Below are 23,509 nucleotides of genomic sequence, written 5' to 3'. Positions count from 1 at the left end.
CCTACTTTTCCAATTTGCTCCGGCCAAAATCGGGGGCATCTGTATCCTGCCCCGCTTCGATAATGCCACGTCGGATCGATCGTGTCCGGGTGAAATAATCGTGCAACATGTCACCATCGCCGGTCCGGATGGCGCGTTGAAGGGCGAACAGCTCTTCTGTGAAGCGACCAAGGATTTCCAGCGTGGCTTCTTTGTTGTTCAGAAACACGTCGCGCCACATCGTCGGGTCCGAGGCTGCGATACGTGTGAAATCGCGGAAACCGGCGGCAGAGTATTTGATGACTTCGCTATCGGTCACGCGGCGCAGATCGTCGGCCACACCCACCATCGTGTAGGCGATCAGGTGCGGTGTGTGACTGGTGACGGCCAGAACCAGATCATGGTGATCTGCGTCCATTTCTTCGACATTGGCGCCCAGACCTTCCCAATAGGCGCGCAACTGCGCGACGCTTTCCGGCGTGCTGCTTTCGTGCGGCACCAATAGGCACCAACGGTTGTCGAACAGCGTGGCAAAGCCGGACTCAGGCCCGGAATGTTCGGTCCCTGCCAGCGGGTGCGCCGGAACGAAGTGCACGCCTTCGGGCAAATGCGGGGCAACAGCGTCAATCACAGTGCGCTTGACCGAACCCACATCAGTGACGGTCGCGCCGGGCTTCAGATGCGGGCCGATTTCCGCGGCCACTGCACCCATCGCACCAACAGGAACTGCCAGAACGATCAGGTCAGCATCCTTAACCGCGTCGATCAGGTTGTCACACACCTCGTCACACAGACCGATCCGGCGGGCCGTATCGCGCGTGTCTTGCGACCGCGCATAGCCCGTCACGTGCCCGGCCAGCCCAGCGCGTTTGGTCGCCCAGAACATGGACGACGCGATCAGGCCCAGACCAATCAGAGCAACGCGGTTATAAATCACACTCATCGTTCGCCTGCCTTGAACAGACCGACGGTATGCGCCACGCGGCGGCATGATGCTTCGTCGCCCACGGTGATCCGCAAAGCGGCCGGCAGGTTATAGCCCGCGACTCGACGCACGATAATGCCGTTCTTTTGCAGGAACAGATCGCATGCCTCGGCCTCTTCCTGATCAGCGAAACGCGCCAGAATGAAGTTCGCGGTGGATGTGTCCGAGGGAACGCCGTGCTCCATCAGCGCCTCGGCCAGCCATGTGCGCATGCGGGTGTTTTCCGCACGGCACTTTTCGACGTAAGCCGCGTCTTTCACAGCCGCCTCGGCCGCAGCCAAGGCAACGTTGGACAGGTTGAACGGGCCGCGAATACGGTTCAGGACATCGATGATGTCCTTGGGCGCATAGCCCCAGCCCACTCGTATACCGCCCAGCCCGTAAAGCTTAGAGAATGTGCGCGTCATCACGACGTTATCGCGCGCTTCAACCAGCTTTGCGCCACCATCGTAGCCTTCGACGTATTCAGCATAGGCACCATCGAGAACCAGAATGGCCTGCGGCGGGATGCCTTCTGCCAGACGTTCGATTTCGGCCATGCCGATCATCGTGCCGGTGGGATTGTTCGGGTTGGCGATAAACACCAGTTTGGTTTTCTTGGTACAGCCCGCAAGGATCGCGTCCACATCGGTGACGCGTTCGGTTTCCTTCACCTCGACCGGCGTCGCACCAGCGGCCTTGGCGCTGATCTTGTACATCGCGAACCCGTGTTCGGTGTGCACAACTTCGTCGCCCGGACCGGCATAGGCCTGACACAGGAAGTGAATGATTTCGTCCGAGCCGACGCCACAGATGATGTTGTCAGCATTCAGCCCATGCACTTCGGCAATGGCGGTGCGCAGGGGGGTATGATCAGTCGACGGATAGCGATGCATTTCGTGCACAGCACGACGGACTGCCTCTTGCGCGGCTTCGCTGGGGCCAAACGGGTTCTCGTTCGAACTCAGTTTGACGATATTGGACACGCCCTCGACCTTGGACTTGCCGCCTTCATAAAGCGCAATGTCCATAATGCCGGGCTGCGGAACAATCTTGGCCATTCTTCTGATCTCCTTGCAGGACGGCTATATCTGTCCGAACCGCCATAGAAAAGCGCCAAGACAACGCAGATCACAAAGACTTTGGGCTTGGTGACGAAATAGCCATTCCCCCGGTCAAAAACGGCCAGATCACCCCCTTAATCACCCAAGAGTTGTCCCCGAAAAGGCCCAGCGCAGTCTTATTGCTGCCCAAAACCACCAGCATCTTTGTGGACAGTCATAATGGTACAGATGCGTTTCATCGCGGGGCAGAGACAATGGACAGCGCGTATTCCTTTTTCGAGGCAGTGGTCGGCGGCATGTCGGCACGTATCTGGCCGTTGTACCTTCCTGGAATGATCCTCTTGGCGTACTGGGCTTACCGCACGCAGAAGCAAGGCGGCGGCTTCTGGCGCTGGTTGTTCCCCAAGGAAATTTATCTGCACAAATCGCACTGGGTTGATATCCAACTGTTCATCGTCGGTCGCTTGCTCAGCCTGCTGGGCGCTTTCCAGATTGTCGGCATTGCGACCGTTTTTGCAGCGACGATCATTGGCGTGCTGGGCGGCACAATGGCACAGACCGACAGCATGTCACCGGTGCTGGTAACGTTCCTGCTCGTTCTAGCCAGCGACTTTGCCGTGTACTGGGTTCACCGCGTTCATCACGAACAGCGCGTTCTATGGCCGTTTCATTCGGTGCACCACAGCGCCGAGGTGATGACGCCGATCACGGTCTATCGCAAACACCCGATCTACGACCTGATTTCCAGCAGCGTCAAAGGCGCACTTCTGGGGATCGCGCAGGGAGTATTGCTGTCGTTCTTCGTCAGCGAAATCAGCCTGACGTTGATCCTTGGTGCGAATGCCTTCTACTTCGTCTTCAATTCGATCACAGCAAACCTGCGTCACAGCCACGTTTGGATCAGCTTTGGGCGTGTGGCCGAGCATATCTTCATCTCGCCCGCGCAACACCAGATCCACCATTCGTCCGAACTGAAGCACTACAACAAGAACTATGGCGAGGTCTTCGCCATCTGGGACTGGATGTTCGGCACGCTCTACATCTCCGAAGAACAGGAAATCCTGCAGTTCGGCATCGGTGACGAACACGGCCACAAGATTGACCAACCGCACCCTTCATTGGTTGCGGCCCTGATCGAGCCGCTGAAGGAATCCTACAACGAACTGCGCGGCATTCGTAAAACCGCTGAACAGGTGACACCGGCAGAATGAAACGCGGATTTTCCATATACCTAGATGCGCTGCGCTTCGGTGCAGCCTTCATCGTTCTCCTATCCCACTGGGCCTATCCGCGCTTCACGGACGGCGTTTACCTGTGGATCAGGGAGTTGAACCTTGGATCAGACGCCGTGGTGGTGTTCTTTGTACTGTCCGGTTTGGTCGTTGCTTATGCCGCCGATCAACGGGACAAGACCGCTGGACGCTTTGCGTTTGCACGCATCACGCGCCTCCTGTCCGTCGCATTCCCTGCGCTGATGCTTTGTTACGGTCTGGACCGGATCGGTGCCACGCTTTGGCCGGATGCTTATGCAGGCTGGTGGTATAACCCCATCGGCCTTGGCCAGACACTTTGGGAAGGGCTGAGCTTTACCAGCCAATGGGGCAATGACCTGACCCGCATCGGCACGAACGGACCTTACTGGTCCCTGTCATATGAGGCCGCGTTCTATGTTCTGTTCGGCATCGTGCTCTGGACCAAAGGCGCGACGCGCATCATGGCGTTGACCGCTGGCGCGCTGTTGATTGGCCCACGCATCCTGATCCTGATGCCCGCGTGGCTGATGGGCGTTGCGGTTTGGCACATGATCAAGTCCGGCAACCTTCCCGCCCGAAACAAGGCCCCCGCCGCCATTATCGTTCCGCTGATCGCCTATGTCGTGTCGCAATACATCGGCGCGCCAGACAAGCTGACGGCCCTGTCCGCATCGCTGTTGGGAATGGAACACACCGGATCACTGGGCTTTTCGGATGAATTCCTGTGGAACGCCGTTGTCGGCGTGTTTATCGCGACCCATCTGGCCGGCGTGGCATCCATTGCGCGCAACGACATCCGCAACCTGCCCTTTATCCGCTGGTTGGCTGGCGGCAGCTTTTCCCTGTATCTGGTCCACTACCCGCTGTTGCAGTTCCTATCCCCCGCCATGGGTGATTTCGCGCATACGCCAGAGGGGTATATTACCCTGCTGCTAATCACGTTCATCGCCTGTTATCTGTTCTCGGAGGTGTTCGAACGCACCCTGAAAATGCAGCGCGCGGGTTTGAAAATGGCCGTCGCTTGGTTCAGGCAGCCGCGCGTGGCGTGATCAGACGATCACCTTTTGCGCGGTCTGCTCGCCAACACCGAACACACTTTTGTAGCGTTCGATCTCGTCCTTGGGGCCCATCGCCTTGTTCGGGTTATCCGACAGCTTGACCGTCGGGTTTCCGTTGGCCGCGACCGCCTTACATACCAGCGAAAACGGCGCGAGCCGGTCGTCGGGCGTCAGCCCACGGAAATCGTTGGTCAGCAGCGTGCCCCAACCGAACGATGTGCGCACGCGCCCGCGGAACTGCGCGCTTAGTTCGATGATCTTGTCCTCGTCCAACCCGTCCGAGAAAATCACCAGTTTCTGACGCGGGTCTTCGCCGCGCGACTTCCACCAGTTGATGGCGGCTTCGGCACCTTCGGCCGGATCACCGGAATCGATGCGGATGCCTGTCCAGCCCGCCAACCAATCAGGCGCCTTATCCAGAAACCCTTTGCTGCCGTATGTGTCGGGCAGGATGATCCGCAGGTTGCCGTCGTGCTCTTCATGCCAGTCGGCCAGAACATCATAGGGTGCATGCGCCAGCGCGGCGTCATCTGCGGCAAGCGCGGAATAGACCATAGGAAGTTCATGTGCGTTGGTGCCGATCGCCTCAAGATCGCGGTTCTTGGCGATCAGGCAGTTGGATGTCCCGACAAAGCCATCACCCAACCCTTCGGTCATCGCCTGCACACACCAATCCTGCCAAAGGAAGGAATGACGGCGACGCGTGCCGAAATCCGCGATGCGCAGACCATCAACCTGACGCAGACGTTCGACCTTTTCCCAAAGTTTGGTCATCGCGCGGGCGTACAGAACTTGAAGTTCAAACCGGCCCATTTCGTTCAAAACAGCACGGCCTCGCATTTCCATCAACACCGCCAGCGCCGGAATTTCCCACAGCATGACCTCGGGCCAGTTGCCTTCGAACGTCAGTTCATACTGATCGCCGACGCGTTCCAAGTGATACGCAGGCAAACGCAGGTTTTCGAACCAGTCCATGAAATCGGGGCGGAACATCTGGCGCTTGCCATAGAACGTGTTGCCGCGCATCCACGTGCTTTCGCCGCGTGTCAGGCTAAGCGTGCGAATATGATCCAGTTGTTCGCGCAACTCGCCTTCGTCGATCAGCTTGGCCAATGGCACATGCGACGACCTGTTGATCAGGCTGAAGGTAACCTGCGTATCGGGTTTGTTGCGAAACACCGACTGGCACATCAGAAGTTTGTAGAAATCCGTGTCGATCAGCGACCGCACAATCGGGTCGATCTTCCACTTATGGTTCCAGACGCGGGTGGCGATATCGACCAACTGACTTCTCCTATAGACCGGCCTATCCGCTTAGGCGGCGGGGCCATCCTGAATGGATATACCGGCCTTCGCCCAACTATCCAGAGCGGCCTCTAAAGAACCGCCCATATCAATCGCACGACACAGATCGCGGCGGACGGTCACATCAAACCCCAGACGCGCCGCATCAAGGGCCGAGAAGTTGACGCAGAAATCGGTGGCAAGCCCGACCAGTGTCAGTGCAGTGATGCCACGGGTGCGCAGATAACCTTCAAGCCCCGTGGGCGTTGTTTGATCGTTTTCGAAAAAGGCCGAGTAGCTGTCGATCCCTTTGCGGAAACCCTTGCGGATGATCAAATCGGCGCGGTCTGCGTTCAGATCGGGATGAAACGCGGCCCCGTCCGATCCCTGCACACAATGATCGGGCCAAAGCACCTGCGTGCCGTATGGCATTTCCGTGGTTTCAAACGGCGCTTTGCCTTCATGCTGGGAGGCAAAAGACGAATGATCCGCAGGATGCCAATCTTGGGTCAGGATCACAGCATCGAACTGCGCCATCAGATCATTCACCGGCGCGACGATCTGATCGCCTTCCGGCACGGCCAGCGCACCGCCGGGGCAAAAATCATTCTGGATGTCGATGACCAGCAATGCGTGCATATCACTTGCTCCTGTAGCGTTGGGAACAGTCATAAACCGTAGATTTCCCGATTGCCACGGGGTGTTGTGCGGGATAATCCACGCCCTTGCTGAAAAGGGGTGCCGCGATGACCACGCTGGGATTGGACTTTGGAACTTCAAACACCGCAGCAGGTGTGTTTGACGGCAACCGCCCTGTGTCGATCCCGCTGGAGCCGAGAAAGGACACGATCCCGACCGCTGTCTTCGTCGATTTCGCGGACCGCCAGTACATCTACGGCTCAGCCGCCGCGACGGCGATGCAGGAAGGTCTGGAAGGCCGTTTCATGCGTGCGCTGAAGTCGATCCTCGGCACGCCCATTGCGCAAGAACCGCGTATGTTCCTGAACGAACGCCTGACCCTGATCGAAATCATCGCCCGCTTTCTGGCCGAGGTGAAATCGCGTTCAGAAAAGGCCACAGGCCAAAAGTTTGAAACCGCGCTGTCGGGCCGTCCGGTCAAATTCCATTCCCAATCACCCGAAAAGGATGCGCAGGCGGAACTGGATTTGCGGAAGGCCTACGAGTTTGCGGGTTTCAAAGACGTATCTTTCCTGCCCGAACCCGAAGCTGCTGCTTTGGCGGTCGAAGGCGACGGCACAATGCTGATCGTCGATATTGGCGGTGGTACGTCTGACTTTACGCTTTGCACGCGCAAGGGCGACGAGACGGACGTGATCACCAGCCGTGGCTTGCGTTTGGGCGGAACCGATTTCGACCGCACGCTCAGCCTTGCGCACGCGATGCCACTGTTTGGCATGGGCGCGGATATCAACGCGGAAATCGGGTCGCGCAAACACCCCGCGCCGCGTGCGTTGTTCCATGATCTGGCAAGCTGGGAAAAGATCGCGTTCGTTTACGACCCCGCGTTGCTGCGCGATGTGCAGAAATGGATCCGTCTGGCGGATCATCCGGTTCTGTTCGAACGGCTGGCGACCATCCTTGATCTGCATCTGGGGCATGACGTCGCCTATGCGGTTGAGGCGGGTAAGATTGCGGCCAACGAAACGGGCGAAGCGAAGATTGAATTGGGTGTGGTCGAACGCGGGCTCACCGCACCATTACGCGACCAGATTCTATCGCAGGAATTTGCAGCTTACGCGGATATGATAGGGGAAGAGGCGCTGTTGACCGTACAGGACGCTGGCCTGACACCGGATAAGGTGGATCAGGTCGTGTTCGTGGGCGGCAGCAGTTTGCTGTCTGTCGTCAAACAGGGTCTGGCCAGCCGCTTTACCGACAGTCGGCTTGTCTACTCCGAGGTCTTCACAGCCGTCGTTCACGGGCTGGCGATTGCGGCGAAATAGACCGCCCTCTTGCCCAAAAAGGCCGACAGGCGTATCGGAACGGCATGTTTACAGTCGCAGCCCTATACTACTTCACCCGATTCGCCTCGCCCGCCAGTCTGCAAGAGCCGCTGAAGCAGCTTTGCACCGAGCAGAAAATTACGGGCACCCTGTTGCTTGCGAACGAAGGGATCAACGGCACCATCGCAGGCCCCAAAGCGGGCATTGATGCGGTGATCGCGCATATCCGCGCGCTGCCGGGTTGCGATGATCTCGAGGTCAAATTCTCGACCGCCAGCGAACGGCCTTTCGCGCGCATGAAAGTGCGCCTGAAGAAAGAGATCGTGACCATGGGCCAGCCCGACGTGGACCCCAAGGCGCGCGTCGGTAGCTATGTCGATCCGCAGGACTGGAACGAACTGATCCTAAGCCCCGACGTGGCGGTGATTGATACGCGCAACGACTATGAAGTCGCCATCGGCACCTTTGAGGGCGCAGTCGATCCCGAAACCGCCAGCTTCCGCGAATTTCCGGCATGGTGGGAAGCCAACAAAGACCGCTTCCACAACAAGAAAATCGCGATGTTCTGCACCGGCGGTATCCGTTGTGAAAAGTCGACGAACTACCTGCTGGGTCAGGGCGTGCCCGAGGTGTATCACCTGAAAGGCGGCATCCTGAAATACCTTGAGGAAGTGCCGGAGGAAAACAGCACGTGGAACGGCGAATGTTTCGTTTTTGACGGGCGTGTCTCTGTGGGTCACGGCCTGAAAGAAGGCCCGCACGAGCTGTGCCATGCGTGCCGCCGCCCGATCCTGCCCGAAGACAAAAACCGCGCCGAATTCGAAGAAGGCGTGTCCTGTCATCAATGCATTTCCGAAACCTCGGATGAGGACAAGGAACGCTTCCGCGAACGGCAGAAACAGATCGCTTTGGCAAAGGCACGTGGCGAACGGCACATGCATGCGGATGTGACTGACGAAAGTTAGGTGGATCCCGCGTCGAAACATGAATTTTCGGCGTGATGCATAATTAAATTTGACATTCGAATTAATACCACCGACTATCCCCCCAATGGGAGGATAGTAAGGATGCAGGTATGGTCCTGTGCCGCGCGTTTGCGCGGCCACTAGGGGTTCCGCCACCAAAGGCGATGCCCCGATAGGCCATCAACCGGCATCACCGAACATCCCCAACCAGAGTCTAATTCAGCGGAAAACGCAGGCTTCAACCTGCGCGCCGCGTCGCAAAGTTAAAGGAACCGCCATGAGCACCGGATTTTTCGAAGGCCTGTCAAAAGTCACCTATAAAGGCGCTGATGGCGACGGTGATCTGAGCTTCCGTCACTACAATCCCGACGAAATTGTGATGGGCAAACGCATGGAAGACCACCTGCGCTTTGCCGTCGCCTACTGGCACAGCTTTGCATGGGAAGGCGGCGATCCGTTCGGCGGTCAGACCTTTGAACGCCCGTGGCACCCCCAAGACGACATGGGCCGCGCCAAGATGAAGGCCGATGTCGCGTTCGAGATGTTCGAAATTCTCGGCCAGCCCTATTATTGCTGGCACGACGCCGATATCCGCCCCGAACAGGGCAGCTACGCTGAAAACCTGTCGACGCTGAACGAAATCACCGACTACATGGGCGAAAAACAGGAAGCCACGGGCACCAAGCTGCTGTGGGGCACAGCCAACATGTTCAGCCACCGTCGCTGGATGTCTGGCGCATCCACAAACCCCGATCCGGATGTCTTTGCCTATGCTGCCGCCACTGTGAAAGGCTGCATGGACGCGACGCATAAACTGGGCGGCGAAAACTACGTTCTGTGGGGCGGTCGTGAAGGCTATGAAACGCTGCTGAACACCGATCTGAATCAGGAACTGGACCACATGGGCCGATTCCTGAACATGGTCGTCGATTACAAGCACAAGATCGGTTTCAAAGGCACCATTCTGGTTGAACCCAAACCGCAGGAACCGTCCAAGCACCAGTATGACTATGACGCGGCAACATGCATCGGCTTCCTGCGCAAATACGGGCTGGAAAACGAGGTAAAGCTGAACCTTGAACAGGGTCACGCCATTCTGGCCGGTCATTCGTTCGAACATGAACTGGCGGTTGCGGGTGCCGAGGGCATGCTGGGATCAATCGACATGAACCGGAACGACTATCAGTCCGGCTGGGACACCGACCAATTCCCGAACAACGTGCCCGAAGTGGCGCTGGCTTATTATCAGGTTCTGAAGGCGGGTGGTTTCACCACAGGCGGCACGAACTTTGACGCCAAACTGCGTCGTCAGTCGTTGGATCCCGTCGATCTGATCGCCGGTCACGTTGGTGGCATGGATGTCTGTGCACGTGGCCTGAAAGCTGCGGCAGCGATGCTGGAAGACGGCGGTATGGAAGATGCGCTGAAGGATCGCTACGCGGGTTGGGAAACACCCGAGGCACAGGCGATGCTGAACAGCGATCTGGAAACCATTTCGAACCGCGTGTTGTCCGACAACCTGAATCCCGAACCGCGTTCGGGCCGTCAGGAACGTCTGGAAAACTACATCAACAAGTTCGTCTGATGACCCGCGCCGCCTCTGAAATCCGCAGCCATACCCTGTCTGATGGCGATGTGTCCGTAACCATCCTGTCGATGGGCGCGGCCACACAAGACTGGCGTGTATCTGACGGCACGGGGCGGCGTGTTCCCGTCGTTCTCGGCTATGCCGACCCTGCCGCTTATGCCAGCCAAGGCGGGTTTCTGGGTGTGATCGTCGGGCGGGTTGCCAACCGCATCGCCGGATCAACCTTTACCTTGGACGGCGTCACACACCATGTGACGCCGAACGAAGGGCCGAACCAGCTGCATGGTGGTCCCAAAGGGTGGTGGGCCAAGAACTGGACACTGGAAGCCGACGGCGATCGGGCTGTGCAGTTGAAGCTGTCCTCGCCCGATGGTGACATGGGGTTTTCAGGCTCTGTTCAGGCCCAAATCACCATTTCTCTGGATGGCCATCGCCTGACTTACGACATGTCAGCCACCTGCGACCGGCCGACACCGATCAATCTGGCGAACCATAACTACTACAACCTGATGGGCAACGGGCCGATCTGGGATCACCAGATGCAAGTGAACGCAGATCGCTATACGCCTACAGGCGGCGATCTGCTGCCAACCGGTGACATCGCCCCTGTTGAAGGCACGAAATACGACTACCGGCAGATGCGGCGCATTGCCGATACCGATCCTGCACGCGGCGTCAGCGACATCAACTTCGCCCTGAATGGCGAAAGGGACGTAGCAGTCTCTGTTCTAGCACAAAACGGCCTTCAGTTGCGCATGTGGACCGATCAGCCGGGGCTGCAGTTTTACACCGGTCAAGGCATCACCGCCGGTGCAAACCCGCTAGACGGTCAAACACACGCGCCCTGCCACGGCATCGCGCTCGAGGCGCAAGGCTTTCCTGATGCGGTAAACCAGCCCAATTTCCCATCAGTGATTTGCACGCCAGAAAAACCGTATAAACAAGTCACCACAGTCGAGATCGCGCCGAGGATGGAATGACACGTTGGACCGCTGCCCTGTTCGCATTGGCAACACCGCTTGCCGCTGGCCCTTTGCCAACGGCTGATGCAGCTTTTCCGGAACAGGACCAGCGATTGGTCAAACTTGGCTGGCACCTGTTTTACGACCCCATCCTAAGCGGCAACAAAGAGGTCGCCTGCGCGACCTGCCATCACCCGAAGCATGGCACCAGTGATGGCCTGTCTCTGGGTTTGGGCGATGGCGGACGCGGTTTGGGCCCCGACCGTGTAGCCAGTGTTAAGAACCCGCCTGAACAACGCATTCCCCGCAATGCCCCTGCCCTGTTCAACCTTGGCGCAGAAGAATTCGGCGTGATGTTCCATGACGGGCGGCTGGAACGGAATCCCGACCATCCTGATGGCATCCGTACCCCGCTTGGCGCGGAAATGGTGCATGGGTTCAGCGGCGTTTTATCGGCGCAATCCATGTTTCCCGTGTTGTCGGGCCACGAAATGGCAGGTCACTATTCGGAAAGCGACGTGTCACAGGCCGTACGGCAGGGTTTTCTGACCGGTGAAGGCGGCGCGTGGCAGATTATTTCAGACCGCGTGGCGGCGATTCCTGCCTACCGCGACGGATTTGCCGAAGTGCTGGGCCCGGACGAGCGGATCGGCTTTACCCATATCTCTGACGCTTTGGCCGCGTTTATGGCGTGGGAATGGCGCGCAGATAATAGCCCCTTTGACCGCTATCTGCGTGGGGAAGATACGCTAAGTGACGATGCGGCGCGCGGCATGGTATTATTCTATGGCGATGCCGGTTGCGGCACATGTCATTCCGGACAGTTCCAGACCGATCATGATTTCCACGCAATCGCGATGCCCCAAATCGGCCCCGGCAAAGCCGCCCCATACGAACGCCATGCGCGTGATGAGGGTCGGATGCGCGTCACAGGCCGTGTGGAGGATGCCTATGCCTTCCGCACGCCGTCGCTACGCAACATCACAGAAACCGGGCCGTATGGCCACACAGGGGCCTATTCATCGCTAGAGGCCACTGTGCGCCACCACCTGAACCCCGTGGGATCGTTAATGTCCTACGACAGAACACAGGCCGTTCTGCCAACACTAGAGCGCGCAAATGACTGGCGTGTCATGGATGACACGGACGAGGTTCTGGCCATTGCCGAGGCAAACGAACTGCATTCACTGACGCTGTCCGACGGTCAGGTTGCAGATATTCTGGCCTTTCTGGAGACCTTGACCGACGAGGCATCTATCGCGGGCAAACTGGGCGTTCCGGACAGCGTTCCAAGCGGCCTTGCGGTGCCGAATTAGGCTCTATTCCGGCCTAATTCGAAGCAACTTGCCGTTCCGCACGACTTTGATGTTCTGATTGGTCGCAGCGTAGGCCCAATCGCTGGCTACACCGTCCGGCCAGATCACGCGCAGCTTCACGCCCTGTGATTTACCCAGCCCGAAATGTTCGGGCACAAGGCTGCCGCCTGCATGGCCACCACCTACGGTGACTTCCCGCGCGATCACACGGGTGCCTGTATCAAGCTCGATCCACGCGCCAACTGCGTCGCGGTTGGTGCCAGACTGTTGCAGATCGACAGTCAGGTAAGCCCCCGTTCCAGCGGTCACGTTTTGCCAAACCTCAACCGGCGCGCGGCGATTAACGACGGCCAGATCCAGTAGACCGTCCTTGTTCAGATCAACCAGCGCAGCACCGCGTCCGCGATGCGTCGATGCAATTCCAGCAGTGTCGCCGGCTTCTGTCCAATTGCGCTGGCCTTTAGCAATCAGCAGAGAATTCGGATCCAACATCGCGTTTCCGGGCATCTGTTCGACGTTGCCCTTGGCAATAAAGATGTCATCCAGCCCGTCGTTTTGGACGTCACCAAACGCCGTATGCCATCCGGTCGAGGGGCGGCCATCTTCGCCCGTGTAGGGCCGCTGTGCTGTCGTGCCCCAACCATAGGGCGCATCAACCCAAGACGGCGTTCCCGCGCGTTCCATCACCTGAAGCCGCTGGTCGCCCATCGAAGACAACATGACATCCGGCAGACCGTCGCCCGTCACATCGCGGCTGGCAATGCCCATGCCCCACAGCTCGTATTCGTGCCAGCCATCCTCTTCGGTCAACAGGCGGGGCGTTTCATCCAGACGCCAAAGCTGTTCTGATCCACCACGGACATAGTAGTGCCGATCATTGCTGACACGCAGATCCGCTTTCCCCGAGCGTGACCAATCCGAGAACAAAATCGACAGCGCACAAAAGCCTGGCGAAAGTGTCTCTGAGTCAGCGTAACTTGCGCCTTTGGGCCGATAGAGGGTGTTGTCATCACAAGCCTCGAACGGCCCATTTGGATCGTCACGATCCACGTAGTTTCCAAAGGCCAAAGTCGGCAGTGTCTGGCCGTTTTCCCATGTGGCGGAAAACGCTGTTGTCCAGCGGTCGTCCGACACAAACCCGAGGTCTGCAAAATCGGAAAACGCGCAGTCGGGACCACCCTTCATCAAGCGGTTTTTTCCCGTGCCGATCAGCACAAGGTCGGTGAAGCCGTCGCTATCCACATCGACGGGATACGCCCCGCTAAGACCTGTCAACGCGATGGCTGCGGGCGTATCCAGTTCGAAAGAGATAACTTCGCTGCTTGAGGTGTTCCGGAACAAACCTGCCGGTGCCTCACCCCCTGCTGCGAACAGCTCGGGCAGGCCGTCGCCGCTGCAATCGAACACAGCCAGACCGCCGCCGACAAAATGATCCCATCCGCCCACGTACTGATGTTCGGGGATAGCGACAGGTTCGAATTTCGGTTCGGCAATCGCGGGCGAGGCGGCCAGCAGAAGAACGCAAAGCTTAGCCTGCATTTTCGCCGATCTCGCGCAGGGACCGTTCGGCAACCTGATCAATTGCATAAGCAGCGGCCCCTTTGGCCCACATCAAATCGCCCCACTTATGGGTGACTATTTCCGGCGGTGGCAAATCTACATGAACGACCTGACGGCGTACGTCTTCGAAAACGGACTCTTCGAACAGATGGTCGAACTGCATCCGTTCGCCCGCAAGAATGATCAACTGCGGATCAAACACGTTCACAAGGTTTGCCAGCCCCATGGCAAACATGCGGCCTGCACGGTTCACGATCTTCAGTGCGGCTTCGTCGCCATCTTTGGCCGCCTGCAAAACCGTCGCGACGCGCCTGTCATTTTCTTCGATATGAGGCGCAGAAATCGCCGCCTCACGTTCGATCGCGTAGTCGGCGACATAGGCCTCAAGGCATCCTCGCTGACCGCAACGGCACATCGCGCCATCCAGTTGCACCTTTGTATGACCAAATTCAGCGCCGCAGCCGCGGTCGCCACGGTATAGCTGACCGTTCAGAACGATGCCCATACCAACACCGGATTCGATGGTCACAACGATGAAATCGGTATGCTCTGTTCCGCGCCCGAAATACTGCTCGGCCACAGCGACAAGGTTGGCGTCGTTGTCAATAAAAACAGGGACTTCGATCTTTTCCGAGATGATGTCCTGAAGCGGGATATTGCGTTCGGTCAACGATGGCGACCAATGCACAAAGCCGCGCGATGCATCAATAAAACCGGCAAGCCCGATCCCAACACCGGACAGCCGCGAATAGGGCATCGCGTATTTGTCCAACGCCGCCTCTAGGGCGGTGCGCAATTCCCCTGCCATATCCGCCGAAGACAGCACAGACGCACTGAGCGGCGTCTCATATTCGCCGATCAATTCGCCTGCAAAATCCATGAGCGCGATCGACAGCGTGTCGTGGGCAACTTTGACACCTGCAACCAGATGCGCCTGACCTCGAATCGCCAGATCGACCCGTGGCCGACCCCGCTTTGTTCCACGGTCGGATGCAGGGGCTGCGATCTCTTCGATCAGACCGTCGCGCAGCATTTCGGCGGTGACGGTTGTAACCGTCGCCTGAGAGATTCCTGTCGCCTGAGCCACGTCGATACGTGCGATTCGTCCGGCTGAACGAATCGCGTCTAATATGGCTTTTCTGCTTAGGCCACGCTGGTCCTGGATCATTTTTTGCCTCTCTCCCGACGAGAAGACGTAATTTATTTTTTCCACTAAATCAATTTTCATGACGCCAGCGGAATCGAGCGATTTTCACCTCTCGAAAGATTTAATTTGATTTTCAAATTTAAACACGGCATCATTCAGGAACACGCACCTCAAACCGCAAAAAGGAATCGGGGTGTTGTTACTGTTGGGAGGAAAATATGAAAAAGTTTATCGCCGCTGCAGCGGCTACGTTCACTATGGCGGCATCCACAATGGCGATGGCAGAAAGCCACGGCGTCACTGTTGGTGTGAGCTGGTCGAACTTCCAGGAAGAACGCTGGAAAACCGACGAAGCCGCAATCAAAGCAGCTCTGGAAGCCGCTGGCGCATCCTACATTTCGGCTGACGCGCAGGCATCTGCTGCGAAACAGCTGACAGACATCGAAGCCCTGATCACACAAGGCGTAGACGCGCTGATCATCCTTGCGATGGACAAAGACGCGATCGGCCCAGCAATTGACCAGGCAGACGCAGAAGGCATTCCGGTTGTTGGATATGACCGTCTGATCGAAGACGACCGCACCTTCTACCTGACCTTCGACAACAAAGGCGTTGGCCGCATCATCGCGGAAACAGTTACAGCGGCTCAGCCCGAAGGTAACTTCGCGATCATCAAAGGCGACAAGGGTGACCCGAACGCGCTGTTCCTGCTGGAAGGCATGATGGAAGTCATCGGTGACGACGTTGAGTCCGGCAAAATCAAGATCGTTGGCGAAGCATTCACCGACGGTTGGAAGCCTGACAACGCTCAGAAAAACATGGAACAGATCCTGACAGCCAACAACAACAACGTTGACGCCGTTCTGGCCGAAAACGACGGTATGGCTGGTGGCGTTATCGCCGCTCTGGAAGCACAGGGCCTGAATGTTCCGGTTGGAGGTCAGGACGGCGACCATGCCGCTCTGAACCGTGTTGCACGTGGCACCCAGACAGTATCCGTCTGGAAAGACTCGCGTCAGCTGGGCGCAGCGGCTGCTGATATCGCCGTTGCTCTGGCGGGCGGCACAGCGATGGCTGACATCGACGGTGCTGTGAAATGGTCCGGTGGCGAAAAGGGCGTTGAAATGAACGCGATCTTCCTGTCCCCGACACCGATCACCAAAGACAACATCAATGCGGTCATCGATGCTGGCCACATTGCAAAAGACAAGGTCTGCGCAGGCGCCATGGACGGCGTAGCTGGCTGCTGATCTGATATCGTGACCCGGCGGATGCGTCTGCCGGGTCGCCCCCTAATCCTTCTCCCGAAAATCACTGCTCCCTCCACGTGCCTTGTGCGCGTATGATCAGGGTATGAAAGAGGACGTGATGAGCGATTCCACAACCACACCGACATCCACCAATACGAGGCAACCGGCCAAAAGCGCCGTGTCCCGTTTCCTTCAAGCAACTGAACTGGACACACGCCTGATCGGTATGATCGGTGCCTTGGCCCTGATCTGGATCGGCTTCCACCTGTACGGCCAACTTGTGAATGGCTTCGGCGCCTTCCTGACGCCCCGCAACCTGTGGAACCTGTCGGTTCAGACCGCATCTGTAGGCATCATGGCCTGCGGTATGGTTTTGGTCATCATCACGCGCCATATCGACCTGTCGGTCGGTTCGCTGTTGGGTTTCTGTGCGGTGACAATGGGCGTCACGCAGGTTTGGATTCTTCCCGGCCTTCTTGGCATCGGTCATCCGCTGATCTGGATTATCGCGGTCATCGTTGGCCTGATCACCGGCACACTGGTTGGCGCATTGCACGGTTGGCTGGTGGCCTACCGCAATATCCCCGCGTTCATCGTGACACTGGGCGGTCTCCTAGTGTGGCGCGGTGCTGCGTTCCTGATCGCCCGTGGTGAAACGATTTCCCCTGTTGATGAAACATTCAAACTGCTGGGCGGTGGCCCCTTCGGTGCGATTGGCGCGACTGGCAGCTGGATTGTTGGTCTGATTGGCTGTGCCGCGGCAATTGCGATGGTTTTCTTCGGTCGCCGCCAGCGCCTGCGCTTTGGCTTTGCCCTGCGCCCTGTCTGGGCCGACGTGTTCATTGCGGGCCTCAGCTGCTCGGCCATCATTGGTGCGGTCCTGCTGGTAAACTCTTACCCATGGCCCAAAGGCATCGTGAAGCGCTACGCTGCCGAAAACAACATCACCATCCCTGAAGGTGGTCTGTTCATCAGCCACGGCTTTGCCATCCCCGTTCTGATCCTGGTTGCTGTGGCCATCATCATGACCATCGTCATGAGCCGCACGCGCTTTGGCCGCTATGTCTATGCCATCGGTGGTAACCCCGAGGCCGCTGCTCTGGCCGGTATCAACACCAAGCTGATGACCGTGAAGATCTTTGCATTGATGGGTTTCTTGGCTGGTCTGTCTGCTGCCGTGGCATCCGCCCGTCTGGGATCGGCCACCAACGCTCTGGGTACGCTGGACGAACTCTATGTCATCGCGGCGGCCGTTATTGGCGGCACGTCACTGGCTGGCGGTGTCGGCACGATCTATGGCGCTGTTCTGGGCGCACTGGTCATGCAATCGCTGCAGACCGGCATGGTTCTGATCGGCTTTGACGCTGCTATCCAGCAAATCGTTGTGGGTTCGGTGCTCGTTCTCGCTGTGTACCTTGATAACCTGTACCGCCGCGCGGCCAAGTGAGGAGCCAGACAATGACAAACTCTCAGACACCCTTGGTCGACATGCGCAACATCCGGATCTCGTTCGGCGGGGTTCATGCGGTCGATGACGTCAGCGTTGATCTGTATCCGGGCGAAGTTGTGGGCCTGTTGGGCCACAACGGTGCCGGCAAATCCACGCTGATCAAAATCCTGTCCGGCGCGTACCAGATGGACTCGGGCGAAATTTACGTGGACGGCAAGCAGGCGGTTATTCGTAACCCCCGCGATGCCCGCGCCCACAACATCGAGACGATCTATCAGACGCTTGCGCTGGCGGATAACCTTGATGCGGCGTCGAACCTGTTCTTGGGTCGCGAACTGACCACACCGCTGGGCATGGTGGATGACGACGCGATGGAGGCCGAGACGCGCAAGATCATGGCGCGCCTGAACCCGAACTTTAAAAAGTTCAAAGATCCGGTATCGGCCCTGTCCGGTGGTCAGCGCCAGTCCGTCGCGATTGCCCGCGCGGTCTATTTCAACGCGCGCATCCTTATCATGGACGAACCGACTGCGGCGCTTGGCCCCCATGAAACGCAGATGGTGTCGGAACTGATCCAGCAGTTGAAAGCCGAAGGCATCGGCATCTTCCTGATCAGCCACGACATCCACGACGTCATGGAGCTGTGTGATCGTGCCTCGGTCATGAAGAACGGCAAACTTGTCGGCACGGTCGACGTCAAAGACGTCACAGACGACGACCTGCTGAGTATGATCATTCTGGGCAAACGGCCCGGAGAGGACACTCCGGCAGTCTGACAAAAGAAAACGGGCCCAAGCGGGCCCGTTTTTCATTTGGTATGCAGATCGACGATGTATTCGACTTCGCTTTTTGACCCGAGGATCGTTGCGACCCGTTGGTGGGGCTCGCTCGGCAACAAATCCAGAATACGCTCTGTACCTGTGCTGCCAGCGCCGCCAGCAGCCTCGATCACCATGGCCATGGGCGCCACTTCATAAAGCAACCGCAAACGTCCACCCTTGGCGCGGTTCGCATCGTCCAGCGGATACAGAAACACGCCGCCACGCATCAGGATGCGGTGCACTTCGGCCACCATCGACGCCACCCAACGCATATTGAAATCCTTACCGCGGGGACCGTCTTTGCCCTGCAGACATTCATCAACATACTGTTGAACTGGAGCGTCCCAGAACCGCTGGCGCGATGCGTTGATCGCAAATTCCGGCGTGTCCTGTTTGATCGTCAGGGACGGGTGCGTGAGGCGGAAGATGCCGCTGCCCTGATGCAGGGTAAAGGACTGCACCCCGTGCCCATGCGCCAGAACCAGCATCGTCGCCGGACCATAAAGCGCATAGCCCGCCACGATCTGGTCGCTGCCCTTTTTCAGAACGTTACGATCGCCGTCCTTGGTCACGCGCATGATCGAAAAAATCGTGCCGACAGACAGGTTGGTATCAAGGTTCGACGACCCGTCCAGCGGATCGAAGAACAACAGGTAGTCGCCTTCTTCCGGCTCTTTCAGCCAGACGACTTCCTCGATCTCTTCGGACACCAGCGCGGCCAAGCGGGGCGAGTTCGCGCACGTTTCGACAAAGATATCGTTGGCGATGATATCCAGCGGCTTCTGATCTTCGCCCTGAACGTTGGTCGAATCCGCCAGCCCGAGGTTGCCTTTCAGCGGGCCATTCCGGACTTCATAAGCTGTGGACCGGCAGGCGCTGGCGATATCTTCCAGCAGGAAAATGAGATCGGGGTCGTGCCCTTTATCCGTCAAATGTCTGCGGAGTGTAATGTTCGTCATGCGCGCCCTCGTACCGGTTTTACGTGTCGTGACAGGGCAAAAGGCCAAGCCACGCCGCTAGAAGTAACTGCGCACCAGACTGCCAGCAAGCAAAGACCACCCATCCGCCACCACGAAGAAGGCCAGCTTGAACGGAAGTGACACAATCGCGGGCGGCACCATCATCATGCCCATCGACATCAAAATCGCCGCGACGACAAGGTCGATGATCAGAAATGGTAGAAAAACCAGAAAGCCCACCTGAAAGGCGCGGGCGATTTCCGACAGCATGAAACTGGGCACAAGAACAGAATATGCTGCATCTTCGCCCACCGTCGCGCCGACGGTGTCTGGCCGTAGATCGGCGATCGCCGCGAACGTGTCAGGGTCGACACGGCCTGCCATGAAGATGCGAAACGGCTGCAAGCCTGCCTGAATCGCCTCGGACGTAGCCAGCGTATTGTTCATAAGTGGCTCTATTCCTGCAGAATAAGCCTCTTGAAAGACGGGCTCCATCACGAAGTACGTCAGGAAAAGCGCCAGACTGACGATCAACATGTTGGGTGGCGATTGTTGCAGGCCGAGCCCCTGTCGCAAGATCGCCAGAACGGTCACGATGAACGGAAAGCACGTCACCATGATCGCCAGCCCGGGCGCCAGACTGAGCAGGGTGATGATCAGAATTAGCTGAAGGCTGGTGGCCGTCAGCGATCCTTCTTCCCCAAGGTTCAGCGATAGTTCCTGAGCGCTGGCGACATGCGGGAGCAACACGATCCCCATCGTGAGCCAGACATACCGCAACGCCAAACCGGCTTTGCCCATATCAGGTGGCATCCTTGAGTTCGGCGATATCCACCAACCTTACCGAAAGCTGAGCACGGCCATCCTCTTCGCTGACTTCCAGCACGCCCTGCCCAATCAACCGGTCACCGACGTAGAGATCGACAGGATCATCCACCTGCTTGTCCAACATCAGCACCGATCCGACACCGAACTGGGTCAGATCCCGCACGGTCGGGCGGGCGCGGCCGACTGAAACCGTGATTTCAATCGGTACGCTCGACAAGGATTGCAGTTCGGGGCGGAACATTCCGTTTTGTGTCGTCTTATCCATTCATAACAGCCCGTCGGTTTTCGCGTGAAAAGCTGATGATCGCCGCGCGGATGCCATCAACAATCTCGGAAAGATCGATGTGTTCCTCGACAGCGCCCAGCCGGATATCTGCCTGTCCCTCTTTCAGGGACCCGTCTTCGGCTACCGTCACCGGGAATCCGAAATCATGCGCCACAAGCGGTTCGACCACAGCAAGCTGTGACGGCGACACCGCGATTTCGGCGCTCATCGGCGCAATGCGGCGGCCCTGTCGCATCAAAACATCCGAGACCTGCATACCGAGACTTTCGTGCAAAATAACCGGCAAAAGGGTTTTTGAAATCTGCTCGAACAGGGGTTCAAGCGACCGCAACACGTGCGTGTAGGCCTCGTGGTAAGTGAAGGACAAATCCTTCAGATTCTGAGCAAACTCGGCCGAGATCGCATCGATGCTATTGTCTTGCGACTGAAGCGCATCCTCCCACCCCGCCTTATAGCCCTGTTCGTAGGCAGACAGTTCAAAGGCCTGAATGTCCGCGCCCTTCAACTGGCTGGGCATTTGCCCTTTGGCTCCGTTGCCGTCAGCGAATTCCTCAAGAAAATCCACGAGCTTCATCGTCTTTGCTCCTCTGGCTCATCCAGCCACGATCTGAGTATTTCGACCGCTTCTTCGCGCCGCTCATCCACCAAGCCGCGCAAACGCTGCGCGGGGTCCAAAGGGGGCGCGGCGGTCGCAATGGCGCTGTCGGCCCCGTTGAACGCGCGGACGGAATCAATCTCGCCATCCAAGGCGGGCTGCATCGGACGAAGGGGGGATTCAGCAGGTTCAAGCGCAATCCGATCCGGCAATGCGGGTGCCGTGTTTGTCAGAATCGGACGCAAAACAAAGGCACCAACAGCAACGATGATCAGGCCCAGAACGCCAATCCGCGCGATCTTCATGATCTCTGGTGAAAACCGTTCAAAGAACCCCGGAACCGCCGCGACAGAACCCAAGCCTTCGGTCTGCTTGAAGGGCATAGAGTGCACAGTGATCACGTCACCGCGCGCTTCGTCAAAACCAACGGCGGAAGAGACGAGCTCTCGAAGCGCGGCCTGATCTTCTGCTGGCATAGGAACAAAGGCCTGCTGCCCGTCGGCGTTCTGCTCGAACGTGCCATTGACCAGAACCGCAACGGTCACCCGCCTTACGGCATCCGGCGTTCTCGTAACCTCGCGCGTGGTTTCCGACACCTCATAATTCACACGCTCGCGTGTTTCGCTTTCCTGATTGGAAGAGCCCGCCCCGCTGCCGCCCGCGCCATCCGGCAGGTTCGAGGCAACTGTTACACCCGCCCCACCTTCATCCTGACTTTGACCTGTCCGCTCTTCGGTTTCGGAACTGATGACGAACCGACTGTCCGGGTCAAAGCGCCGCTCGAACACGGATTCGCTTTCCTGAACTGCATTTACACTGACTTCAACGACAGCATTGCCTGCCCCAACGCGGGCCTCAACCAGCCGCAACACCCTTTCGCGCAACGATTTGACCATTGTTTCATGAACGTTCGCCGCTCCGGATGCACCGTCGCCGATCAAGCCGCCTTCTGCATCGACAACCGACACGTCATCAGGAAGCAATCCCTGAACCGCAGAGGCCACAAGATGGCGGATTGCACGGGCTTCCTTTCCCGAGATCGGCCCATTGGTTCCTGTCACCGAAACGGATGCCGATGGCTTTGCTTCGCGTTGAAACGGCTTGGACGACCCGACCGCGATGTGTACGCGGGCTTTGGAAATATGTGCCCCAGCGACCAACGTTCTGGCCAGTTCGCCCTCTTTTGCGCGCCAGTAAGCCGCGTCAAACATCTGCGATGTCGTGCCGAAGCCCGTCAGGGAATCAAGCAGTTCATAGCCACTATCCCCGACGCTGGGCAGGCCTTCGCTGGCCAGTGACAGCCTAAGGCTGTCACGTTCCGCCATCGGCACATAGATCGACGTTCCTTCGACTTCATAGATAATGTTCCGGCTTTCCAGCGCCGAAATAACGTCGCCAGCCGAACGTTCATCCAGACCAGAGTACAAAAGCGAAAGCGACGGTGCAGTCGCAACGCGGGTCATGCCCAGTACAGCGACAAACATCGCCACGGTTGCGCCCACCACAACCAAGCGCCGCCCCGCGCTGAGCGATTTCCAGATTGCCAGTAGTTGCTGCAACCCCGTCTCCTTCGCCAAGTCAATTTCTTCGACAAAGGTGAAAATGGTCCACGCGACTTAACAATCGGTTAGCCCATTCCGCCTAATTTGAATTTCAGGGCAGAAAGGAATGAAAAATGACTGACACCTCCGAACCTAATAAAGCCGCCGGAAAAAAGCGTGGCGGGATGGCCGGTCTGATTGTGGGCATCGTGCTGGCGATTGTTGGCGGCGCGGGCGGTTTTTTTGCGGTCAGCAAGGGCATGCTGCCCTTCGGCGCGGCCGCGACCGAACACGTCGAACGCGAACCTGATCCGGTCGGCGAAGACCGCGCCTTTTATGAAAAGCAGCCACGTCCGCCCGGGCCTGATGAGGTCGAATTTGTGCGATTGCCACCAATCGCCGTCTCGATCAGCGGCGGCAATAACAGGCTTTTGCGGTTCTCGGCCGCGATCGAGGTTTATAAGCCCCACGTGCAGCACGTTGTCGATCTGGAACCAAGGGTTCTGGACGCCTTTAATTCGTACCTGCGCGCGTTGGAGCCTTCGGACATCGATAGTCCGGGATCGCTGCACAACATCCGCACCCATTTGGCGCACCGGCTGTATCTGGTGTTGGGGCCAGATGTGGTTCGCGACCTGATGATCATGGAATTTGTACTGACCTGAGGTGGATTTG

General features: G+C 58.0%; 22 protein-coding genes. 11 read left to right on the top strand and 11 right to left on the bottom strand.

The features are described from left to right. Position 1 precedes the first annotated feature (1 nt). Together AC4FIA_RS03105 and hisC are read right to left on the bottom strand one after the other, a co-directional pair. Complete coding sequence (locus tag AC4FIA_RS03105) at positions 2-922, bottom strand: prephenate/arogenate dehydrogenase family protein (RefSeq protein ID WP_488048933.1); 921 nt, start codon at positions 920-922, stop codon at positions 2-4. After that, positions 919-2,004 (bottom strand): histidinol-phosphate transaminase, encoded by a 1,086-nt coding sequence (gene hisC / locus AC4FIA_RS03100; protein ID WP_490364673.1) that lies wholly within the window; start codon positions 2,002-2,004, stop codon positions 919-921. Before hisC ends, AC4FIA_RS03105 begins: the two co-directional genes overlap by 4 nt. Positions 2,005-2,261: 257 nt before the next feature. Here hisC and AC4FIA_RS03095 point away from each other — a divergent pair, with 257 nt between their 5' ends. Both AC4FIA_RS03095 and AC4FIA_RS03090 read left to right on the top strand, forming a co-directional pair. Next, complete coding sequence (locus AC4FIA_RS03095; protein ID WP_490364672.1) at positions 2,262-3,218, top strand: sterol desaturase family protein; 957 nt, start codon at positions 2,262-2,264, stop codon at positions 3,216-3,218. Next, positions 3,215-4,309, top strand: coding sequence for an acyltransferase family protein (locus tag AC4FIA_RS03090; RefSeq protein WP_490364671.1), 1,095 nt, complete (start codon positions 3,215-3,217; stop codon positions 4,307-4,309). Before AC4FIA_RS03095 ends, AC4FIA_RS03090 begins: the two co-directional genes overlap by 4 nt. Here AC4FIA_RS03090 and pncB read toward each other — a convergent pair whose 3' ends face one another. Then, positions 4,310-5,602, bottom strand: a complete 1,293-nt coding sequence (gene pncB, locus AC4FIA_RS03085; RefSeq protein ID WP_490364670.1) for a nicotinate phosphoribosyltransferase — start codon at positions 5,600-5,602, stop codon at positions 4,310-4,312. 30 nt (positions 5,603-5,632) lie between these two features. Further along, positions 5,633-6,241: a bifunctional nicotinamidase/pyrazinamidase gene (gene pncA, locus AC4FIA_RS03080; RefSeq protein WP_490364669.1), complete on the bottom strand. Its 609-nt coding sequence runs from the start codon at positions 6,239-6,241 to the stop codon at positions 5,633-5,635. A 107-nt stretch (positions 6,242-6,348) separates the two neighbouring features. Between pncA and AC4FIA_RS03075 the strand changes: the two genes are divergently transcribed. The 5 genes from AC4FIA_RS03075 (at position 6,349) to AC4FIA_RS03055 (ending at position 12,397) form a co-directional block, all read left to right on the top strand. Next, entirely contained in the window at positions 6,349-7,566 is a 1,218-nt protein-coding gene (locus AC4FIA_RS03075) for an Hsp70 family protein (RefSeq protein WP_490364668.1), read from the top strand. A gap of 44 nt (positions 7,567-7,610) precedes the next feature. Beyond that, positions 7,611-8,531 (top strand): oxygen-dependent tRNA uridine(34) hydroxylase TrhO, encoded by a 921-nt coding sequence (trhO, locus tag AC4FIA_RS03070; protein WP_490364667.1) that lies wholly within the window; start codon positions 7,611-7,613, stop codon positions 8,529-8,531. A 277-nt stretch (positions 8,532-8,808) separates the two neighbouring features. After that, positions 8,809-10,116, top strand: coding sequence for a xylose isomerase (gene xylA / locus AC4FIA_RS03065; protein WP_490364666.1), 1,308 nt, complete (start codon positions 8,809-8,811; stop codon positions 10,114-10,116). Continuing rightward, positions 10,116-11,099, top strand: a complete 984-nt coding sequence (locus AC4FIA_RS03060) for an aldose epimerase family protein (RefSeq protein WP_490364665.1) — start codon at positions 10,116-10,118, stop codon at positions 11,097-11,099. The genes xylA and AC4FIA_RS03060 overlap by 1 nt, the downstream gene beginning before the upstream one ends. Next, complete coding sequence (locus tag AC4FIA_RS03055; RefSeq protein ID WP_490364664.1) at positions 11,096-12,397, top strand: cytochrome-c peroxidase; 1,302 nt, start codon at positions 11,096-11,098, stop codon at positions 12,395-12,397. The genes AC4FIA_RS03060 and AC4FIA_RS03055 overlap by 4 nt, the downstream gene beginning before the upstream one ends. Before the next feature lie 3 nt (positions 12,398-12,400). Here the strand turns inward: AC4FIA_RS03055 and AC4FIA_RS03050 are convergent, their stop codons facing one another. After that, positions 12,401-13,936 carry a CRTAC1 family protein gene (locus AC4FIA_RS03050; RefSeq protein ID WP_490364663.1) on the bottom strand — a complete coding sequence of 512 codons (1,536 nt, stop codon included), beginning with the start codon at positions 13,934-13,936 and terminating at the stop codon, positions 12,401-12,403. Next, positions 13,926-15,125 (bottom strand): ROK family transcriptional regulator, encoded by a 1,200-nt coding sequence (locus AC4FIA_RS03045; RefSeq protein ID WP_490364662.1) that lies wholly within the window; start codon positions 15,123-15,125, stop codon positions 13,926-13,928. Before AC4FIA_RS03045 ends, AC4FIA_RS03050 begins: the two co-directional genes overlap by 11 nt. 197 nt (positions 15,126-15,322) lie before the next feature. Here AC4FIA_RS03045 and AC4FIA_RS03040 point away from each other — a divergent pair, with 197 nt between their 5' ends. The 3 genes from AC4FIA_RS03040 (at position 15,323) to AC4FIA_RS03030 (ending at position 18,580) form a co-directional block, all read left to right on the top strand. Beyond that, positions 15,323-16,354, top strand: coding sequence for a substrate-binding domain-containing protein (locus AC4FIA_RS03040; RefSeq protein WP_490364661.1), 1,032 nt, complete (start codon positions 15,323-15,325; stop codon positions 16,352-16,354). A 118-nt stretch (positions 16,355-16,472) separates the two neighbouring features. Beyond that, positions 16,473-17,801: a sugar ABC transporter permease gene (locus AC4FIA_RS03035; protein WP_490364660.1), complete on the top strand. Its 1,329-nt coding sequence runs from the start codon at positions 16,473-16,475 to the stop codon at positions 17,799-17,801. Between the two features lie 11 nt (positions 17,802-17,812). Continuing rightward, on the top strand, positions 17,813-18,580 hold the full coding sequence (locus AC4FIA_RS03030) for an ATP-binding cassette domain-containing protein (protein WP_103910683.1): 768 nt from the start codon (positions 17,813-17,815) through the stop codon (positions 18,578-18,580). Positions 18,581-18,612: 32 nt separating this feature from the next. On the opposite strand, the gene AC4FIA_RS03025 is transcribed toward AC4FIA_RS03030, so the two are convergent. Genes AC4FIA_RS03025 through fliF form a run of 5 tightly spaced genes read right to left on the bottom strand, consistent with a single transcriptional unit; the run spans position 18,613 to position 22,852 of the window. After that, positions 18,613-19,584 carry a class 1 fructose-bisphosphatase gene (locus AC4FIA_RS03025; protein WP_490364659.1) on the bottom strand — a complete coding sequence of 324 codons (972 nt, stop codon included), beginning with the start codon at positions 19,582-19,584 and terminating at the stop codon, positions 18,613-18,615. 57 nt (positions 19,585-19,641) lie between these two features. Beyond that, positions 19,642-20,385, bottom strand: a complete 744-nt coding sequence (gene fliP, locus AC4FIA_RS03020; protein WP_490364658.1) for a flagellar type III secretion system pore protein FliP — start codon at positions 20,383-20,385, stop codon at positions 19,642-19,644. A gap of 1 nt (position 20,386) precedes the next feature. Continuing rightward, positions 20,387-20,677 carry a FliM/FliN family flagellar motor switch protein gene (locus AC4FIA_RS03015; protein ID WP_103910686.1) on the bottom strand — a complete coding sequence of 97 codons (291 nt, stop codon included), beginning with the start codon at positions 20,675-20,677 and terminating at the stop codon, positions 20,387-20,389. Continuing rightward, positions 20,670-21,272, bottom strand: a complete 603-nt coding sequence (locus tag AC4FIA_RS03010; RefSeq protein WP_490364657.1) for a FliH/SctL family protein — start codon at positions 21,270-21,272, stop codon at positions 20,670-20,672. The genes AC4FIA_RS03015 and AC4FIA_RS03010 overlap by 8 nt, the downstream gene beginning before the upstream one ends. Continuing rightward, positions 21,269-22,852 (bottom strand): flagellar basal-body MS-ring/collar protein FliF, encoded by a 1,584-nt coding sequence (gene fliF, locus AC4FIA_RS03005; RefSeq protein WP_490364656.1) that lies wholly within the window; start codon positions 22,850-22,852, stop codon positions 21,269-21,271. Before fliF ends, AC4FIA_RS03010 begins: the two co-directional genes overlap by 4 nt. Positions 22,853-22,968: 116 nt before the next feature. Here fliF and AC4FIA_RS03000 point away from each other — a divergent pair, with 116 nt between their 5' ends. Further along, a complete protein-coding gene (locus tag AC4FIA_RS03000) occupies positions 22,969-23,499 on the top strand; it encodes a flagellar basal body-associated FliL family protein (protein ID WP_490364655.1) in 531 nt (176 codons plus the stop codon). Positions 23,500-23,509 lie beyond the last annotated feature (10 nt).

Source organism: Thalassococcus sp., from assembly GCF_982780845.1.
Note: the sequence above shows the minus strand (reverse complement) of the source record. Positions and strands in the feature narration are given on the sequence as shown.